At 65.2% G+C, this 18,763-nt stretch carries 16 protein-coding genes, 2 tRNA genes and 1 CRISPR repeat array; of the genes, 12 read left to right on the top strand and 6 right to left on the bottom strand.

Annotated elements, in window-relative coordinates; genetic code table 11:
* The first annotated feature begins 22 nt into the window (after positions 1-22).
* The 6 genes from infB to CHB97_RS09495 all read left to right on the top strand — a co-directional run bounded on the left by infB (position 23) and on the right by CHB97_RS09495 (position 7,076).
* Positions 23-2,818 (top strand): translation initiation factor IF-2, encoded by a 2,796-nt coding sequence (gene infB, locus CHB97_RS09520; RefSeq protein ID WP_089287712.1) that lies wholly within the window; start codon positions 23-25, stop codon positions 2,816-2,818.
* A gap of 204 nt (positions 2,819-3,022) precedes the next feature.
* Positions 3,023-4,294 (top strand): SEL1-like repeat protein, encoded by a 1,272-nt coding sequence (locus tag CHB97_RS09515; RefSeq protein WP_089287711.1) that lies wholly within the window; start codon positions 3,023-3,025, stop codon positions 4,292-4,294.
* A gap of 84 nt (positions 4,295-4,378) precedes the next feature.
* Positions 4,379-5,095, top strand: a complete 717-nt coding sequence (mtgA, locus tag CHB97_RS09510; protein WP_089287710.1) for a monofunctional biosynthetic peptidoglycan transglycosylase — start codon at positions 4,379-4,381, stop codon at positions 5,093-5,095.
* 39 nt (positions 5,096-5,134) lie between these two features.
* Positions 5,135-5,772: a CRISPR direct-repeat array (repeat unit 34 nt; unit sequence GCTTCAATGAGGCCCCGGCCTTTCGGCCGGGGAA).
* A gap of 467 nt (positions 5,773-6,239) precedes the next feature.
* Positions 6,240-6,644, top strand: a complete 405-nt coding sequence (locus CHB97_RS09505; protein WP_089287709.1) for a TIGR02300 family protein — start codon at positions 6,240-6,242, stop codon at positions 6,642-6,644.
* A 126-nt stretch (positions 6,645-6,770) separates the two neighbouring features.
* Positions 6,771-6,846 (top strand) — tRNA-Ala (locus CHB97_RS09500).
* Between the two features lie 154 nt (positions 6,847-7,000).
* Positions 7,001-7,076 (top strand) — tRNA-Ala (locus CHB97_RS09495).
* A 59-nt stretch (positions 7,077-7,135) separates the two neighbouring features.
* Here the strand turns inward: CHB97_RS09495 and CHB97_RS09490 are convergent.
* The 4 genes from CHB97_RS09490 to CHB97_RS09475 form a co-directional block, all read right to left on the bottom strand.
* Positions 7,136-8,110 (bottom strand): tripartite tricarboxylate transporter substrate binding protein BugD, encoded by a 975-nt coding sequence (locus CHB97_RS09490; protein WP_089287708.1) that lies wholly within the window; start codon positions 8,108-8,110, stop codon positions 7,136-7,138.
* Between the two features lie 209 nt (positions 8,111-8,319).
* On the bottom strand, positions 8,320-9,828 hold the full coding sequence (locus tag CHB97_RS09485) for a tripartite tricarboxylate transporter permease (RefSeq protein WP_089287707.1): 1,509 nt from the start codon (positions 9,826-9,828) through the stop codon (positions 8,320-8,322).
* Between the two features lie 4 nt (positions 9,829-9,832).
* Positions 9,833-10,279: a tripartite tricarboxylate transporter TctB family protein gene (locus CHB97_RS09480; protein WP_160105726.1), complete on the bottom strand. Its 447-nt coding sequence runs from the start codon at positions 10,277-10,279 to the stop codon at positions 9,833-9,835.
* 196 nt (positions 10,280-10,475) lie between these two features.
* Positions 10,476-10,901, bottom strand: a complete 426-nt coding sequence (locus CHB97_RS09475) for a helix-turn-helix domain-containing protein (RefSeq protein ID WP_089287705.1) — start codon at positions 10,899-10,901, stop codon at positions 10,476-10,478.
* 82 nt (positions 10,902-10,983) lie between these two features.
* Between CHB97_RS09475 and CHB97_RS09470 the strand changes: the two genes are divergently transcribed.
* The gene (locus tag CHB97_RS09470) at positions 10,984-11,838 is read left to right on the top strand and encodes a class I SAM-dependent methyltransferase (RefSeq protein WP_089287704.1); all 855 of its coding nucleotides are present in this window, start codon (positions 10,984-10,986) and stop codon (positions 11,836-11,838) included.
* A gap of 6 nt (positions 11,839-11,844) precedes the next feature.
* Here the strand turns inward: CHB97_RS09470 and CHB97_RS09465 are convergent, their stop codons facing one another.
* Positions 11,845-12,201, bottom strand: coding sequence for a VOC family protein (locus tag CHB97_RS09465; protein WP_089287703.1), 357 nt, complete (start codon positions 12,199-12,201; stop codon positions 11,845-11,847).
* 232 nt (positions 12,202-12,433) lie between these two features.
* Between CHB97_RS09465 and leuD the strand changes: the two genes are divergently transcribed.
* The 5 genes from leuD to CHB97_RS09440 all read left to right on the top strand — a co-directional run bounded on the left by leuD (position 12,434) and on the right by CHB97_RS09440 (position 15,513).
* Entirely contained in the window at positions 12,434-13,051 is a 618-nt protein-coding gene (gene leuD, locus CHB97_RS09460) for a 3-isopropylmalate dehydratase small subunit (RefSeq protein WP_089287702.1), read from the top strand.
* A gap of 130 nt (positions 13,052-13,181) precedes the next feature.
* Positions 13,182-14,294, top strand: a complete 1,113-nt coding sequence (gene leuB / locus CHB97_RS09455) for a 3-isopropylmalate dehydrogenase (protein WP_089287701.1) — start codon at positions 13,182-13,184, stop codon at positions 14,292-14,294.
* Positions 14,295-14,314: 20 nt separating this feature from the next.
* Positions 14,315-14,794, top strand: a complete 480-nt coding sequence (locus CHB97_RS09450; RefSeq protein WP_089287700.1) for a GNAT family N-acetyltransferase — start codon at positions 14,315-14,317, stop codon at positions 14,792-14,794.
* Between the two features lie 60 nt (positions 14,795-14,854).
* On the top strand, positions 14,855-15,097 hold the full coding sequence (locus CHB97_RS09445) for a hypothetical protein (protein ID WP_089287699.1): 243 nt from the start codon (positions 14,855-14,857) through the stop codon (positions 15,095-15,097).
* Between the two features lie 176 nt (positions 15,098-15,273).
* Positions 15,274-15,513, top strand: coding sequence for a hypothetical protein (locus CHB97_RS09440; RefSeq protein ID WP_089287698.1), 240 nt, complete (start codon positions 15,274-15,276; stop codon positions 15,511-15,513).
* 76 nt (positions 15,514-15,589) lie between these two features.
* Here CHB97_RS09440 and CHB97_RS09435 read toward each other — a convergent pair whose 3' ends face one another.
* Positions 15,590-18,736, bottom strand: a complete 3,147-nt coding sequence (locus CHB97_RS09435) for an efflux RND transporter permease subunit (RefSeq protein WP_089287697.1) — start codon at positions 18,734-18,736, stop codon at positions 15,590-15,592.
* Between the last annotated feature and the right edge of the window lie 27 nt (positions 18,737-18,763).

Genomic DNA, 18,763 nt, shown 5'->3' with positions numbered 1-18,763 from the left:
ACGGCTTACTGTCGGATTAGGGATGAGCGATACCAACGACCAGAACCGCGACAAGAAAGTACTCAGCCTGTCCGGTCGCGGCACGCTTGGGCTGGGTGGGGGCAACAAGCCGAAGGCGGCGAACAATGCCCCCGCCGCACAACAGCCCGCTGGCGGTGCTGCAGGCACCGTGCGCCAGAGCTTTTCGCACGGACGTGGCAAGGAAGTGGCGGTCGAGGTCAAGCGAAAGAAGACCTTCGAAAAGGGCGCCGTTCCCGGCGTGGCCGATGGCGGTGCTGCCGCCCGTCGCGCCGCTGAAGGGGCGGGTGGTGGCCGTGGACCGGCTGCCCGCAGCAATGGCCCGCGCGTTCTCAGCGATGCCGAGCGTGAAGCCCGTCAGCGCGCCTTGCGCGCCGCAGCAGTAGAGGCGGAAAACGCCGCTGCCGAGGCAGCCGCCCGCGCCATTGCCGAGGCAGAAGCCAAGGTTGCCGCCGAGAAGGCTGCCGCCGAAGCCGCTGCCCGCGCTGCGGAAGAGGAAGCGGCCCGCGCTCGCGAGCCGCTGGACGAGGAAACCGTCCGCCGCCGTGAGCTGGAAGAGCTGCGCGCCATCCAGGCGGCCGAGAAGGCCGCCGTCGACGAAGCCGAGCGCAAGCGCAAGGAAGCCGAGGATGCCCGCAAGGCGGAAGAGGCCCGCAAGGCCGAATCCCGTCCGCGTCCGGCTGCCGCCGCTGGCGATGATGATCGTGCCCGTCCGGCGTCGGCCCGTCCGGCGTCTGGTGATGCGACCCGTCCGGCTGTCGCCGCCCGTCCGGGTGTCGCCACGCCGCCGGCCGATTTTGAGGATGAGGACAGCCCGCGCCGCAAGGTGGCCGGCCCCGGCAAGGCGGCCCCCGCCAAGGTGCCGGCAGCCCCCACCAAGGCCAAGGGTGATGACAAGCGGCGCGGTGGCAAGATGACCATCTCGCAGGCTTTGTCGGATGATGATGGTAGCCGCCGTGGTCGTTCCATGGCCGCCGCCAAGCGGGCACGTGAACGCGAACGTATGCGGCTGTTCGGCCGTCAGGAGACGCAGAAGGTGACCCGCGACGTGACGATCCCGGAGGTCATCACGGTCGGCGACCTTGCCAACCGTATGGCCGAACGTGGCGCCGACGTGGTGAAGGCCCTGATGCGTATGGGCGTGATGGCTACCATCACCCAGACCATTGATGCTGATACTGCCGAGCTGGTGGTGCAGGAACTGGGTCACCGCCCGTTCCGCGTCTCCGAAAGCGACGTGGAAATCGGTGTGAAGGGCGAACAGGACCGGGTGGAAGACCTGCGGTCCCGTGCGCCGGTCGTCACCGTCATGGGTCACGTCGACCATGGCAAGACCTCGCTGCTGGACGCGCTGCGCCGTACCGACGTGGCCGCCCGCGAGGCCGGTGGCATCACCCAGCATATCGGCGCCTATCAGGTGGTGCTGAAGTCGGGTGCGAAGATCACCTTCATCGATACGCCGGGTCACGCCGCCTTTACGGAAATGCGTGCCCGTGGCGCCAATGTCACCGACGTGGTGGTGCTGGTGGTGGCGGCCGATGACGGTGTGATGCCGCAGACGATCGAGGCGATCAACCACGCCAAGGCCGCCGGTGTGCCGATCATCGTCGCCATCAACAAGTGCGACCTGCCGTCCGCCAAGCCGGATCGCGTCCGCCAGGAACTGCTCCAGCATGAGCTGGTGGTGGAAGGCATGGGCGGCGACATCCTGGATGTGGAAGTGTCGGCCAAGGCCGGCCTGAACCTGGACAAGCTGGAAGAAGCCATTCTGCTGCAGGCCGAAATCCTGGAGCTGAAGGCCAACCCGAACCGCACCGCCGAAGGCGTGGTGGTGGAAGCCAAGCTGGACAAGGGCCGTGGCCCGGTGGCCACCGTGCTGGTGAAGCGCGGTACGCTGAAGGTGGGCGACATTGTCGTCGCCGGCAGCGAATGGGGCCGCGTGCGCGCCCTGGTCAACGACCGTGGCAGCAACGTGCCGGAAGCCGATCCTGCCACCCCGGTGGAGGTGCTGGGTCTGGGCGGCGTGCCGCTGGCGGGTGAGGAAATGGCGGTGGTGGATAGCGAGGCCCGTGCCCGCGAAATCACCGAATACCGTGCCCGCAAGAAGCGCGAAGCCGAGTCGGCCAAGTCCGGTCGCGGCAGCCTTGAGCAGATGTTCAAGCAGATCCAGGCCGGCGAGGCCAAGGAACTGCCCATCGTCATCAAGGGCGACGTGCAGGGTTCGGTGGAAGCCATCTCCGGTGCCCTGGAGAAGCTCACCGCCGAGAATACCGAGGTCAAGGTGCGGGTGCTGTCGTCCGGTGTGGGCGCCATCACCGAAAGCGACATCACGCTGGCCAATGCGTCCAAGGGTCTGGTTGTGGGCTTCAATGTCCGCGCCAATCCGCAGGCACGCGACATGGCCAAGCGCGATGGCGTGGAAATCCGCTACTACTCCATCATCTATGACATCATTGATGATGTCCGTCAGATGCTGACCGGCATGTTGGCGCCGACGCTGAAGGAACGTTTCCTCGGCAACGCGCAGATCCTGCAGGTGTTCAACATCACCAAGGTCGGCAAGGTCGCTGGTTGCCGCGTGTCCGAAGGTACCGTCAAGCGCGGTGCCAAGGTCCGCCTGCTGCGCGACAATGTGGTGATCCACGAAGGCACGCTGAAGACCCTGAAGCGCATGAAGGACGAAGTCCGCGAAGTGCGCGAAGGGTTCGAATGCGGTATGGCCTTCGAGAATTACGACGATATCCGCGAAGGCGACATCATCGAAGCCTTCGAGATGGAGGAAATCGCCCGCGTCCTGTAAGGGGCGTGGGGGATCATCCCCCAGGTATCTGGAAGTGGAGCCGGCCGGCCTTGCGGGAAACCGTAAGGCCGGCCGGTTTCGTTTTGGGGCCAAGGATTTCAATCCCCATCCTCTGCTAACCACCCCTGGCTTCCCTGCTGGTTTACCCTGGCTTTCATGCTAGTCTGAGGGACTACCCCGAAGGTTTGGTTGGAGGCCCCGGCGATGCGCCGGCAGCGAAATTTGTCCCTTGTTGCGGCCTGTGTGCCGCTGTTCCGTGCCCCTGTTCGTTTGATCCGCCCGGCCTTGCCTGTGCTGTTGACGCTGGGACTGTTGCTACCGGGGCCGCAGGCGCTGGCAGAGGTGACCAAGCCCACGGTGAAGAAACCGGCTGTCACCAAGCCGGCCCCGGCGAAAAAACCCGTTACCGCCAAGCCCGCAGCGCCGGCCCATAGCGGCAAGGCGCCCGCTGGCAGGGCGCACAATGTCGCCAAACCGCAACCCGTGAAGGCAGCTACCGCCAAGGAGCAGACGCGCCGTCACCGGGTTGCCAAGCCAGTGGTGGCGGGCGTGACGGCGGCCGGTGTCACCGCCCTGGCCCTGGGCACGGCCCCCGCGCCGGCGCTGCCGTCCAAGGCCGATCCGGCCCTGCGCAACCTGGAAGCCGACGCCAAACAGGGCAATGTGGAAGCGCAGATGGCGCTGGCCGAGCATTTTGCCTCCGGCACGCCGCCCGATGCGGCGGATATGCGCCGCGCCGTCTATTGGTACGGGCAGGCGGCGGCCAAGGGCGATACCGATGCCTGCTGGACCCTGGCGGAACTGTTCCGGGGTGATCTGGGCTTGGCTCCCGATCTGGAACAGGCTGCCAACTGGTATCGCAAGGCCGCCGAGATGGGCCATGCGGAGGCCGCGTTCGATCTGGGCCTGCTCTATATGGATGGCTATGGGCTGGAACGCGACCCGGCCCAGGCGGCCCGCTGGTTTGAACAGGCGGCCGATGCCGGCATTGCACGGGCGCATTACATGCTGGGGGCCTTGTTCGAACAGGGGGTGGATGGCGCGCCCGACCGGGAGGCGGCGGCCGGCTGGTATGCCCGCGCGGCAGAAACCGGTGATGTCAATGCCCGCGCCGCCCTGGCCCGGCTGGCGGCCGGGCAGGATAATGTGGCCCTGGCCGATGGCCCGCCGCCTGGCATGATGGGCGGCCCGCCCGGCGGTGCCGCCGCCCGCCCGGTGGCCGTCAGCCATGCCGGGGCGGCGGGGGGCCAGATCGCCGCTGGGGCCGCCACAGGCGCCCGCCCGGTGGCGGTGGATCAGGCCGGGGTGAAGGAAATTCAGACCCGTCTGGTCAAACTGGGCTATCACAAGGGCAAGCCCGATGGTTTTCTGGGCAAGCGCACAGTGGCGGCCATTCGCACCTATCAGCAGAAGGTGGGGATGAAGGTGGATGGCAAGGCCAGCCAGGCCCTGCTGGAACGGCTGCGCCGGGGTTGATCCCGCGCCGCCATGCAACCAATCCCGGCCCCCGCCGTTGCCGGGGGGCCGGCGATGGGGCCTTCAGGATGGAGCGGTGTAGGCATGGCGGTTTGGCGTGGGGCGGGCAAGGGCAAGGCGGGGCGCTGGCTGCGCCTTGCCGCCTATGGCGTGGTGGGGTTTGTCGCGGCCTCCCTTCTCTGGGTGCTGGCCTATGCCGTGCTGCCGGTGCCGGGCACGCCGCTGATGCTGATCCGCGCGGTGGAAAGCGGCAGCGGCTGGCAGAAACAATGGCAGCCGCTGTCCCGCCTGTCGCCGCATCTGGCCCGCGCCGTCATCGCGGCGGAGGATAGCCGGTTCTGCCAGCATGGCGGGGTGGATTGGGACGCGGTGGAACAGGCGCTGGAACGCAATGAACAGGGCGGCCGTGCCATGCGCGGCGGCAGCACCATCAGCCAGCAGGTGGCAAAAAACGCCTTCCTCTGGCCCGACCGGTCCTGGCTGCGCAAGGGGGTGGAGCTGTGGTTCACCGGGCTGGTGGAAACCTTCTGGTCCAAGCGCCGCATCATGGAAGTGTATCTGAACATTGTGGAATGGGCGCCGGGCGTCTATGGCGCCGAAGCGGCGACCCGCCACTGGTTCGGCAAGGGTGCCGCCGAGCTTTCCCCCCGCGAGGCCGCCCTGCTGGCCGCCATCCTGCCCAGCCCGCGCCAATGGAAAGCCAACCCGCCCGGCCGCTATGTCGCTGCCCGCGCCGGCATCCTGCAACGCCGCATGGAGATTGTCCGCCGTGACGGGCTGGATGATTGCGTGGGGCGGTGAGGGGGGGGGTGATGGGGTGAGGTCTGTGCCGTTTTCAGGCTTCAAAGAGGCCCCCGGCTTTTCAGCCGGGGAAAGGCCGGGCGAAGTTCGCCTACATCATCGACATGAACCAGATGCTTCAATGAGGCCCCGGCTTTTCAGCCGGGGAAAGGCGATATCCAGCCGTTTGAGCAGGATAACGACTTCGACACGCTTCAATGAGGCCCCGGCCTTTCGGCCGGGGAAGGCTGAGGTCTTCAAGGAGGCCAAGAGCAATGGCTACAACGTGCTTCAATGAGGCCCCGGCCTTTCGGCCGGGGAAAGGCGATATCCAGCCGTTTGAGCAGGATAACGACTTCGACACGCTTCAATGAGGCCCCGGCCTTTCGGCCGGGGAAGGGACTGACCTTGGTGAGGCTCTCAACCTTACGTTTCAGGCTTCAATGAGGCCCCGGCCTTTCGGCCGGGGAAGGGCCGGCGGCAGACGGCGCCTGCACCCAGCCCGCCCAAGCCGCTTCAATGAGGCCCCGGCCTTTCGGCCGGGGAAGGCCGTGTCGCTAATGGCTGGGTCGGTCCAGCCTGCGTCGTCGCTTCAATGAGGCCCCGGCCTTTCGGCCGGGGAAGGCGTGATGCGGTCGCGGAACACCCAGATGTTCGCTGGCGGGCTTCAATGAGGCCCCGGCCTTTCGGCCGGGGAAGGTCCCCCCTGGAGAACCTGTTCCAGGATAAGGGAAAATCAGGCTGTTTGCGAGCGGGTCGGGAACCCGGTCGCCTTGCGCGGGGCCACGTGGGGGAAAATCTTTCACCTTGTCCAAGAACCGACGCAAAAACAAAGGCTTGAGCCCCTGCGCGCGGGGCCCGGCTTTTGGCGGGGTACAAAGCCGCTCGCAAGGGCAAGGATAGGCGCTGCCGGCCCGCTTGCCAAGGCCCATCGCGGGTCCGTCCCCTGCGGCCACGCTCCCGCCTTGCCTGACAGGTTTCAGGCGACAGGGGCGGGCGAAGCGCATAGCATGGGGGGATGGGTTGGGCCCGGCAGGGCCGCTTCGCATATCGGGAAATCGGTGGTGGGCGGCCAAGTTCGTTGACAGGCCGCAGGTATCATGGCAGATGCCGCCAGAGCCGCAGTGCTGCGTTCTGGGCGCTTTGGAATTGATGGAGGATTTAGGTGGCGAAGCCCGAATGGGGGGTTAAGCGCATTTGCCCGAGCTGTGGCGCGCGCTATTACGATATGCGGAAAGATCCGCCGGTGTGCCCGTCCTGCGGCACCACCTTCGACCCGGAGGCGCTGCTGCGTTCCCGCCGGGCCCGTCCGATGCCGACCGATGATGTGAAGAAGCCGGTCAAGAGCGTCGGGGACGAGGAGACGCTGGATGTCGAGACGGAGGAGCTGGACGAGGAGACGGTGGAGATCGGCGTGGATGAAGCCGATGTCGCCGACGATCTCGCCACCGACGATGTTGCCGACGATGTGGTGGAGGACGAAGACGTCCTGCTGGAAGATGCCGACGAGCTGGATGACGGCGACGACATGGGTGAAGTCGTCGATGTTGAAGGCGACGAGGATCGCTGATCCGGCGGGGGAACAGCCGATTGCATAAAAATGACAATCGGCTGAATTTTTCCCTTGCATCCAGGGGCGGGTTTCTCCATAAACCCGCCCACGGCGCTGGCGACCCAGACAGCGCGTAAGAGTTTCGGGGCCATAGCTCAGCTGGGAGAGCGCTACAATGGCATTGTAGAGGTCAGCGGTTCGATCCCGCTTGGCTCCACCAAATACAAAAGGCCCGGTCGGCAGCGACCGGGCCTTTATGTTTTCCGCCCTTGGGCAAAAGCCGGGGGCCGTGATTTTTCCGCTTGCATCCGTGGCGGAGTTTCTCCATAAACCCGCCCACGGCGCTGGCAGCCCAGGCAGCGCGCAAGAGTTTCGGGGCCATAGCTCAGCTGGGAGAGCGCTACAATGGCATTGTAGAGGTCAGCGGTTCGATCCCGCTTGGCTCCACCATCATGAAAAACCCCGCCGTCACCGGCGGGGTTTTTTGTTGCAGCGTTTTCAGTGGGTCTTCAATCCGCGTAAACACCGGCCGCCTGGATCAGCGGACGCCAGCGGTCAATCTCCGCCACCACGAAATCGCCCAGCGCCTTGGGCGTGGCGCGGGCCTCCGTTACCGGCTCGGTGCCCAGCTCGGCGAAGCGCTGCTTCACCGTGGCATCCTTCAGCGCCACTTTCAGCGCCGCGTTCAGCCTGGTCACCACCACCTCCGGCGTGCCCTTGGGCGCATAGAGCCCGTGCCATACGGCCACCTCCACCCCCGGCAAACCGGCCTCCCGCGTGGTGGGCAGGTCGGGCAGGGAGGCGACACGGGTGGGGGTGGTGACGGCATAGGCCTTCACCGCCCCGCCCTTGATCTGGCCGGTGGTGTTGGTGGTCTGGTCGCACATCAAATCCACCTGACCGCCGACCAGATCATTCATGGCCGGGCCGGTGCCCTTATACGGAACGGTGGTCAGCGGGGTTTGCAGGGCCTGCATGAACAACATGCCGCACAGGTGGGAGGCGGCCCCCACCCCGGCATTGGCCAGCGTCACCTTGTCCGGGTTGGCCTTCACATAGGCCACCAGCTCCTTCAGATCCTTGGCCGGAAAATCCTTCTTGGCCACGATGGTCATCGGCACATCGGTGACCAGCCCGATGGGCGCGAAATCCGTTTTCGGATCATAGGCCAGTTTGCGATAGAGCGTGGCGGATGTCGCCTGCCCGATATGGTGCAGCAGAATCGTATAGCCATCCGGGTCAGCCTTGGCCACGCGACCGGCCCCGATGGTGCCGCCCGCACCGCCGACATTCTCCACAATCACCTGCTGGCCCAGTGTCTGGCTCATCGACTGGGCGACCAGCCGGGCCACCGTGTCCGTCGGCCCGCCGGCGGCAAAGGGCACCACCATGGTGACGGGGCGGCTGGGGTAATTCTGCGCCAGGGCGGGGGCAGAGCCCAGAGCCAGGGCGAAGGCGGTGACGGCAAGGGTGCTGAAACGCATGGTTTATTCCTCCCAGGGATTGGTTCTGTGGTTATGGTTTTATACCAACCCGCCTGAAGGTTGACCTTCAGGCGGGTTGGAGGCCGGCGACCGCCGGCCCGGCACCGCGTGGTGCCGCAAGCCAAGGGCGCGGATGCGCCCGCCCGGCGACTGAGGGAACGCAAAATCTCCCTTGATCGGTCACGATCAAGGGAGATTGGCGTTACGCTTCACTCTTCCTCGTGGAACACCTCCTCCCGGCGTTTGCGGATGGCGGGCAGCAGCACCAGAATCAGCAGCCCCACCGCCACCAGCAGCAGGAAGGCCGACAGCGGCCGGTTGACGAAAATCATCGGGTCGCCGCGCGCGATCAGGAAGGACCGGCGCAGATTCTCTTCCATCAAGGGGCCCAGCACGAAGGCCAGCAGCAGGGGGGCCGGCTCAAACCCATGTTTGACCAGGAAATAACCGACAGCCCCGAACAGGGCGACCAGCATCACCTCAATGCCGGAGGAGTTGATGGAATAAACCCCGATGCAGCAGAACATCAGGATGGCCGGAAACAGGATGCGGTAAGGCACCTTCAGCAACCGTACCCAGACCCCGACCAGCGGCAGGTTGATGATGACCAGCATCAGATTGCCGATCCACATGCTGGCGATCATGCCCCAGAACAAGGTGGGGTTTTCATTCATCACCGTGGGGCCGGGCACGATGCCCTGAATGGTCATGGCGCCCACCATCATTGCCATCACCGCATTGGGCGGGATGCCCAGGGTCAGCAGCGGGATGAAGCTGGTCTGCGCCCCGGCATTATTGGCGCTTTCCGGGCCGGCCACCCCCTCAATAGCGCCCTTGCCGAAACGCTGCGGTGTGCGGGAGATTTTCTTTTCCAGCGTATAGCTGGCATAGGGCGCCAGCACCGCGCCATTGCCGGGCAGGATACCCAGCACGGAACCGATGCCGGTGCCGCGCAGCACCGGCATGATGCTCTGTTTGATATCGGCCCAGGTGGGCATCAGCCCGGTGATCTTGGCGCCCAGAATGCTGCGGTCCTGCGTTTTCTCCAGATTGCGCAGGATTTCCGCCACGCCGAACAGCCCCACAGCCAGCGTGGTGAAATTGATCCCTTCCGCAATCTGGGCGATGCCGAAGGTCAGGCGTTGTTCACCGGTTTCAATATCCGATCCCACACAGCCCAGCAGCAGCCCGACAATCACCATGGCCACCGCCTTCAGCACCGATCCGCTGGCCAGTACGATGGCGCCGATCAGTCCGGTCAGCATCAGGGCGAAATATTCCGGGGGCCCGAAATTCTGCGCGAAGCTGGCCAGAATCGGCCCGAACAGGGCCACCAGAAACGTGGCGACGGAGCCGGCGAAGAAGGAACCCAGGGCGGCAATGGCCAGCGCCGGGCCGGCGCGGCCCTGGCGGGCCATCTGGTGCCCGTCCAGCGTGGTGACGACGGAACTGGTTTCCCCCGGCATATTGACCAGAATGGCCGTGGTGCTGCCGCCATATTGGGCGCCGTAATAAATGCCGGCCAGCATGATCAGCGCGCCCAGCGGGTCCAGGCTGAAGGTGATGGGCAGCAGGATGGCGATGGTGGCAATGGGCCCCAGCCCCGGCAGCACGCCGATCAGCGTGCCAACCAGGGCCCCGATGAAGCAAAGCGCCAGATTGGTGGGCGTGCCTGCCGCGCTGAACCCCAGCGCCAGGTTGGAAAAAACGCTGTCCATGGGTTCACATCCGCGGCCAGACGGGGAAGGGCAGGTCCAGCAGGACCACGAACAGCAGCACGGCCAAGCCGATCAGCACGACCGAAGCCACCAGCGTTTCCCGCCATTTCAGTTCCGGTGAGGCAAAGGCGCTGACCAGGAACAGCAGGGCCGAGGCCAGCACCAGACCCAGCGGCCGGATGGTCAGCCCGAAAACCAGGATGGCCCCCAACAGCGGCAGCCCGTGCCGCAGGTTCAGGCTTTCCAGCCCATGCCCGTCCAGCACCAGCGAGCGGACGGCCAGCACCAGCCCGACCAGCCCGGTCAGGCCTGCCAGCACGGTGGGGAAATAACCGGGGCCCATGCGCGAGGCGGTGCCGATGCGCAGATCGCCGATTTGTGAAAAAGCCAGGGCGGCCAGCGCGATCAGCGCGATGCCGCCCACCAGATCCTGCGGGCTACGCACACGCATGGCGCCCCCGCAGGCATGTTTCATTGCCGTCGGATTGATGCATCCAGCCGCCCTCCCTGTTGTCGGTCATTTTATGCCGGCCAGGGCCGGTTCATGCCGATCGATATATTGGGATGATGGTAGCGCGGGTGGGGGCACCCGGCAATCGCGCTGGTCAACAAACCATTGCCGCCCCCGACCAACGTCGTGGGCGGGATTAGAAGGGGGCCGTCTCCGCCTTGTCGCGGCTGAAGAATCCATGGGCCGCTGCATCCAGGATGCGCCGGAAGGTGGGGCATTCCATATGGCGGGGGGCGGGGCAGGCGGCGGCATGGCGCAACCCGTCGCGCATGGCTGTCAGTCGGGCAATGGCGCGGTCCAGCGCCTCGGCCTTCTCCACCAGCATCTGCCGGTTCAGGGCGGGGGCGCCATCGTCCCCCAGCATGGGGCCGATTTCCGCCAGGGTGAAACCGGCAGCACGGCCCAGCGCCACCAGCGCCAGCCGTTCCAGCACCACGGGTTCATAAAGCCGGCGCAGCCCCCGGCGTCCCACGGGGGCGATCAAGCCCTTTTCTTCGTAAAAGCGCAGGGTGGCCGGGCTCAGGCCGGATGTCCGCGCCACCTCGCCAATATCCAGCAGCATGAAATCGCCCTTGACCTCAAGTGAACTTGAAGTGGCAGCATGTTGCCATTCCACCCGGTTTGGCAAGTGAAGGGAGATCAGAATGACCGAGAAAGCAGCCCCATCCCCTGGTTCCGGAGAGGATCAGGCGCAGCTGTGGAATGGCCCGGCGGGCCGGGCCTGGGTGGAGGGGCAGGTGATGATGGATCAGATGCTGCACCCGTTTCAGGAACGGCTGGTCGCCGCCGTGGCGGCACAGCAGGGGGAACGGGTGCTGGATGTCGGGTGCGGCACCGGTGCCGTCACCCTGGCCATCGCCAGACAGCAGCGGCCGGGCGGGGCGGTGACGGGTATTGATATCTCCGCCCCCATGCTGGCCGCGGCAGAGGCGCGCCGAAATGCGGCCGGCTTGGCGGCGCGCTTCCTGCTGGCCGATGCGGAAAACCATGATTTCCCGCCGGCCGGGTTCGACATGCTGGTGTCACGCTTTGGCGTGATGTTCTTCGGCCAGCCCGTGGCGGCCTTCGCCAATCTGCGCCGGGCCACACGGCCGGGGGGCGCGCTGCATTTCTTCTCCTGGCGCGGGGGGACGGAAAACAGCTTCATGACCCTGGCCGAACGGGTGGCAGGACCGCTGTTGCCGGCGCTGCCGCCCCGGCAACCCGGTGCCCCCGGCCAGTTTGCCTTTGCCGATCATGACTATGTGCAGGAAATCCTGCGCCAGTCGGGATGGGACCGGATCGACATTGCACCGGCGGCGGCGGAATGCCGTCTGCCGGCGGACCAACTGCCAACCTATCTCACCCGCTTCGGCCCGCTGGGTCGGGTGATGGAGCGGCTGGAGCCGGCCTGGCAGCAGGATGTGCTGGCGCGCCTGCTGGATGCCTTCGCCCCCTTCATCCAGGCGGGGGAGGTGCGGTTTACCGCCGCCTGCTGGCAGGTGACGGCCAAGGCCTGACCGGGATCAGTCCTGCCGCTCCGTGCCTGCCTCCACAAAGCAGAGGGCGTTGCCCGAGGGATCGGCGCAGTGGAAGCTGCGTTCGCCCGATGGCTCGACAATGATCTCGCCGGGGGGCTCGCCCCCCGTATCCAGAACCCGCTGGCGGAACCCTTCCAGATCATGCACGGCAAAACAGACCGGCTCAGAGATGGGAATCGGCATCCCGTCGGCCACCTGCCGGCAGTCCAGCCGTACCTGCCCCACCTCGAACGAATGCCGGTCGGGGGCCGCGCGGGTGCCGGGCTGGCCCAGCACGGCGCCATAGAAACGGGCAGCACTTTCCACCGCCGCCACCGGCAAAGTCACCCTGAACAGACGCATGATGCCTCCATCGGACAAGGGCCCCCCGACCCTATGATAGGAGATAGGCACGCGATTGCCACGGCACCATGGTCGCACCCGTGAAATTTCGAGGGGGAAGGCGGGGGCATCAGGATGTCCCACGCAAGCATCTGTCGCAGACCAGCCTTACAACGATCATGTGTTGCGCGGCCGCACGGCGGCATGGCAGAAGGGATACAGGTTCCATTGCCAATCGTCCGGGTACAGTCAGATGCAAAAATTCACCCAGCTCACCGGTGTCGCCGCCCCGCTGCGGCTGATGAATGTCGATACCGACATGATCATCGCCGCCGAATATCTGAAGACGATCCAGCGCACCGGGCTGGGTGCCGGCCTGTTCGCCTCCATGCGCTTCAAGGACGGGCAGGAAGTGGCCGATTTCGTGCTGAACAAGCCGGCCTATCGCAATGCCTCCATCCTGATCGCCGGCGATAATTTCGGCTGCGGCTCCTCGCGCGAACATGCGCCCTGGGCGCTGGCTGATTTCGGCATCCGCTGCATCATCGCCCCCAGCTTCGCCGACATCTTCTTCAATAACAGCTTCAAGAACGGCATCCTGCCGATCCCGATGCCGGTGGAAATTGTCGAAAAGCTGATGGCCGCCGCCGATAATGGCGCCAATGCCACCTTCACTGTCGATCTGGAAACCCAGCAGATCACCCTGCCGGACGGGGAGAAGATCGGCTTTGATGTGGAGCCGTTCCGCCGCGAATGCCTGCTGAATGGCTGGGACGATATCGGTCTGACGCTGCGCAACGCGCCGTCGATCGATGCGTTCGAGGCGTCCAACAAGCAGTCGCAGCCCTGGCTCTGGGCCTCGGCCTCCTGATCTTCCGGCTATCGGTTCAAAGGGCGGCTGCCGTCACACTTGGCGGCAGCCGCCAATCGGTTTAGAACTCGGGGCCAGTCCATCGGGGCTGTCCTTTCATCACGCCTATCCATTCGAGGGGTTTTCCGTCATGTCGAAGCATTCGCTGCTGCTGCTGCCGGGCGATGGTATCGGTCCTGAAGTCATGCGCCAGCTGCGGCGCGTGATCGACTGGTACAGCCGCAAGCGCGGGGTGGAGTTCCAGCTTGAGGAAGGTCTGGTTGGCGGCTGCTCCTACGACGCGCATGGTACGCCCCTGACGGATGAGACCATGGCCCGCGCCCTGGCGGTGGATGCCGTGATCCTGGCCGCCGTGGGTGGCCCGAAATGGGATAATCTGGGCTTTGACAAGCGCCCGGAAGCGGGCCTGCTGCGCCTGCGCAAGGAAATGGGCCTGTTCGCCAACCTGCGCCCGGCCAAGGTGTTCGACGCGCTGGTGGATGCCAGCACGCTGAAGCCGGAAATCGTGCGCGGTCTGGATATCATGATCATCCGCGAACTGACCGGCGGCGTTTATTTCGGGGAGCCGCGCGGCATCACCGATCTGCCGAACGGCGAACGCCGCGGCGTCAACACCCAGGTCTATGACACGCACGAAATCCACCGCGTCGCCCGCGTGGCCTTTGAGCTGGCGCGCAAGCGCGGCAACAAGGTCTGCTCCTCCGACAAGGGCAATGTGATGGAGTCGGGCCTGCTGTGGCGTCAGGAAGTGACCGCCCTGCACAAGGCCGAATATCAGGATGTGGAACTGTCCCACATGCTGGCCGACGCTGCCGCCATGCAGCTGGTGCGCAACCCCAAGCAGTTCGATGTGATCGTCACCGACAATCTTTTCGGCGACATCCTGTCGGACGAGGCGTCCATGCTGACCGGTTCCATCGGGATGCTGCCGTCGGCCTCTCTGGGTGCCGTGGATGCCCAGGGCAAGCGCAAGGCCTTGTATGAGCCGGTGCATGGTTCGGCCCCGGATATTGCCGGCCGCGATCTGGCCAACCCGATCGCCATGTTCCTGTCCTTTGCCATGGCGCTGCGCTGGTCCTTCGACCTGCAGGAAGATGCCGACATTCTGGAAAATGCCGTGCAGAACGTGCTGGGCACCGGCCTGCGCACTGGTGACATCATGCAGGCTGGCATGGCCAAGGTGTCCACCTCCGTCATGTCGGACAGCATCCTGCGCGAAATGGACAAGCTGATCGCCGCCTGACCGGGCCGGGATCGTTTGTGATGGAAGAAATCGGCATCCGTGCGGCGACCCGTGCGGATGCCGATGTCGTTTGTGCCCTGCTGGCCGCCCTGTCGGCGGAAGAGGGGATGGAGCCACCAGCCCTGACACCGGCTTTGTTCCGGCAACAGGGGTTTGGTGCCGACCCGCTGTTCACCTGCCTGCTGGCCACCCGCCGGGGCCATATAGCGGGGGTGGCCCTGCTGACCCGTGGGTATGACAGCCAATCGGCCAGGGCTGGGCTGGTGCTGGAAAATCTCTATGTTGAACCGCTGGCCCGCCGGGCCGGGGTGGGCCGCGCCCTGGTGGGTGCCTGTGCCCGGCTGGTGCTGGATCGCGGGCTGGGCTGGCTGTCCTGGCACATGCGCCCGGCCAATCTGCGCGCCGCCCTGTTCTATCGCAGCTTGGGGGCCGATGCCGAGACCGTGACGCTGATGGGGATCAGTGGCGACGGGCTGCGTCGACTTGCTGCTTGCGATTGAACTGTTTTCCATCGCTATATTGCCATGGAAGCGGTTTCACCAAGCGTCGAGGCTTTCCCCATGCAGCGTCCCTGGTTTCGTCCCAAACGTCTGGGCTATGGCACGGCACCCGCCACCTGGGAAGGGTGGGGGGTGACGGCGCTTTTCGTGTTGCTGGCGGTTGCAGGAATCGCCCTGATCAAGCAGTTCGTCCCCTTGCCGGCCGGACCCTGGCGGATTTTTGGCCCCCTGCTTTATCTGATTCCGCTGCTGGCGCTGTTCTGCTGGGTCGCGGATCGCCATACGGGTGATGGAGAGGGCTGATACCTCTGACCCATAAGAATGGGGGCGGGCAGAATGAAATGTCGCGCTCCCCCCATTCTGTCCTCCCAATTGTAACAAAAATTGGATAAAGCTGCTGCCGCTCTGGTTGTAGTTGTGTTGCCCTATGCTCTAATGTAGAACTAGTGCGTTGGCTGATCTACTTATAGGGGAGGAGGATGGCGCGCAGATATTGGTTCCGTTCCAAGCGGTCCGGGCCTGGCATCACGCCCGCCACTTGGGAGGGCTGGGCGCTGGTGGGGGGGCTGGTGGTGGTCGCCTTGGGCGGGGTGGCGCTGATTTCCCATTATGTCCCTTTCCCACCGGGCCCCTGGCGTTTCTTCGGGCCGTTGGCCTTTCTGCTGCCGCTGCTGGCCCTGTTCTTCTGGATCACCGACCGGCATACCGGCGGGGATTGATGGCGGTCGGCCCTTTGGCTGGCGGTCCGGATTTACACGCTGATATGAAAAGGGCGCCTCACGGGGCGCCCTTTCATCATTCAGCGGGAACCTGGGGGGCTTCGTGGAAGCGCCTTTCCTGTTCCTCGATCAAGCGTCGCACCGCGCCGATCGGCTGCACCCCCTGGGCGAACAGGCTGTAAAGCACCGGCGTGACGAACAGGGAGATCAGCGTGCCGACACTGACCCCGCCGACGATCACCCAGCCGATGGCCATGCGGCTTTCCGCCCCCGCCCCATGGGCCAGCGCCAGGGGCAGGGCACCGAACACGGTGGCAATAGAGGTCATCAGGATGGGGCGCAGCCGCAGGGCCGATGCCTCCACCACGGCATCCAGCAGGGCCTTACCCTCTTCGCGCAGCTGGTTGGCGAACTCCACAATCATGATGGCGTTCTTGGCGATCAGGCCGATCAGCATGATCAGGCCGATCTGCGTATAGGTGTTCAGCGACATGCCGGTCAGTTGGATGGCCAGCACCCCGCCAAACCCGGCGGGCAACACGGAGACCAGAATCATCGCCGGCAGGCGGAAATTCTCAAACTGTGCCGCCAGCACCAGGAAGGCCACCAGCATGGCCATGCCCAGGGCAAAGTAAATGGCGCTGGAGGCTTCCAGCTGCAGCCGGGCGGCCCCTTCAAAGCTGATCCGCGCTTCCGGTGGCAGGGCCTCAGCCGCGGCCTGCTGCACCACCTTGATGGCGTCACCCATGGGGGTGCCGTTGGTCAGGTTGGCCGTAATGGTGATCGACCGCAGCCGGTTGTAACGGTTCAGCTCCGTCGGGGCGGCAATGTCATGGATCTGGATCAGGTTGGCCAGCGGCACCAGCTGGCTGCTGCCACCGGCATTGCCGCCGCGCACGAAAATATTGTTCAGGTCGCGCGGGTTGGCGCGGTCACCGCTGTTGGCGCGCAGCACCACATCATATTCCTCGCCCCGGTCCAGATAGCGCGTCACCTCGCGCTCGCCCAGCATGGTTTCCAGGGTGCGGCCGATCACGGTGACGGGCACCCCCAGATCGGCCGCCCGGTCGCGGTCCACCGTCACCCGCAACTGGGGCTTCGTCTCATCATAATTGGCCTGAAAGCCAGTCAGGCCGGGATATTCCCGCAGCCGTTCAATCAGCATGTCGCGCCAGTCGGCCAGTTCTTCGAACGTGTTGCCGCCGATAACGACCTGCAGCTGGTTGGCATTGCCGCCACCACCACCCAGGCCCGACGGCAGCACAACATTGATGCGGGCACCGGGAATGGCATCCAGCTTGGGCGTGATTTCCGCCACCAGATCCTGCACGGAACGGCCGTTGGCGGGGCGCTTGTCCCAGGTGGGGGAGCGGGCAACCACCATGGCCCGGTTGACGCCGGAATTGCCGCCCCAGCCGGGATTGACGATGGTCAGCGTGTTATCCAGTTCCCCCGATTGCAGATAGGGGCGCAGCACCGCCTCCACCTCTGCCACCTCCTGGTTGGTGAACTCCACGCTGGCGCCTTCCGGCGCGGTGATGCTGATGCGGAACTGGCCGCGATCCTCCGTCGGGGCCAGTTCTGACGGCAAAGCCAGGGCGATCAGCCCGGTCAGCACCAGGGAACCACCCAGCAGGGCCAGCACCAGCACCCGCGCGGCCAGGGCACTGCGCAGCAGGGCGCGATAACCTTCGGTCACCCGATCCAGCACCCGCTCCGTATAGCGGAACAGGCCGCGCGGTTCCGCATGGCCCTTCAGCAGCTTGGAACAGAGCATGGGCGATAGGGTCAGCGCCACCACGCAGGAAAAACCGATGGCGGCCATCAGGGCGACGGCGAATTCGCGGAACAGGCGGCCTTGATCGCCGGCCAGCATGGACAAGGGTGCAATCACCGCCAGCAGCACCAGCGTGGTGGCAATCACCGCGAAGCCGATCTGCCGGGCCCCACGATAGGAGGCCAGCAGCGGCGGCTCCCCCTCCTCAATCCGGCGGGAGATATTTTCCACCACGATGATGGCATCATCCACCACCAGACCCACCGCCAGCACAAAGGCCAGCAGGGTCAGCACATTGATGGAAAAGCCCATGGCCGCCATCACGCCAAAGGCGGCCACCATGGAAACCGGGATGGCGACCACGGGAATGATGGTGGCACGCAGGGTGCGCAGGAACATCCACACCACCAGCACCACCAGCCCCACGGCCACGGCGATGGCGTGGAACACCTCATAGATGGATTGGCCGATGAAGGCGGCATCATCATGCCGCACCTCCAGGATCATGCCGGCCGGCAGGTTGGCCTGGAACTGGGCCAGCAGCGCCCGCACGCCTTGTGACACTTCCATCGTATTGGCGGTGGATTGGCGCACAATGCCCATGCCGACGGCAGCCGATCCGTTGATGCGGAAATCGGAACGGTCGTCGCGGGCCGCCACCTCCACCCGCGCCACATCGCCGACGCGTACCTGATTCATGCCATCCTGGCGGATCAGGATGCGGGCGAACTGTTCGGGGCGGTTCAGCCGCGTATCGGTGCGCACGGTGAATTCGCGCTGCTGGCTTTCGATGCGACCGGCCGGCAGCTCGGCATTTTCCCGGCGGATGGCATCTTCAATATCCTGCACCGTCACCCCGCGCGCCGCCATGGCGTTGCGGTCCAGCCAGACGCGCATGGCGAATTCCCGCGACCCGCTGATGCGGATGGAGGCCACGCCCGGCACCGTGGCCAGCGCATCCTGATAATAGCGGCGGACGAAATCCGTCAGCTCCAGCTGGTCCATGCCCTGGGCGCGCAGGGAAATCCACATGATCGGGTTGCTGTCGGCATCGACCTTGCTGATTTCCGGCGTATCCGCCTCCTGCGGCAGATTCTCGGCGATGCGGCCCACACGGTCGCGCACATCATTGCTGGCGCTGTCAATATCGCGGTCGATGTCGAATTCCACCGAGACGGAGGAAGCACCTTCGCGCGACCGGGAGCGGATGGTTTTGATCCCCTCGATCCCGTTGATCACCCCCTCGATCCGTTCGGTGATTTCATTATCCACCACCTCCGCGCTGGCGCCGGGATAGTTGGTGGAGATGGAAACGACGGGATAATCGATCTTCGGCAGCTCGCGCACCGGCAGCTTCTCATAGCCCAGCACGCCGAACACAACCAGCATGGCGCTGATCACGAAGGCAAGCACCGGGCGCTGGATCGAGAGGTCGGAGAGCACCATGGCAGGCGTAGCCCCTGGATTGACATC

This window comes from Azospirillum sp. RU38E, from assembly GCF_900188385.1.
Lineage (GTDB): Bacteria > Pseudomonadota > Alphaproteobacteria > Azospirillales > Azospirillaceae > Niveispirillum.
Note: the sequence above shows the minus strand (reverse complement) of the source record. Positions and strands in the feature narration are given on the sequence as shown.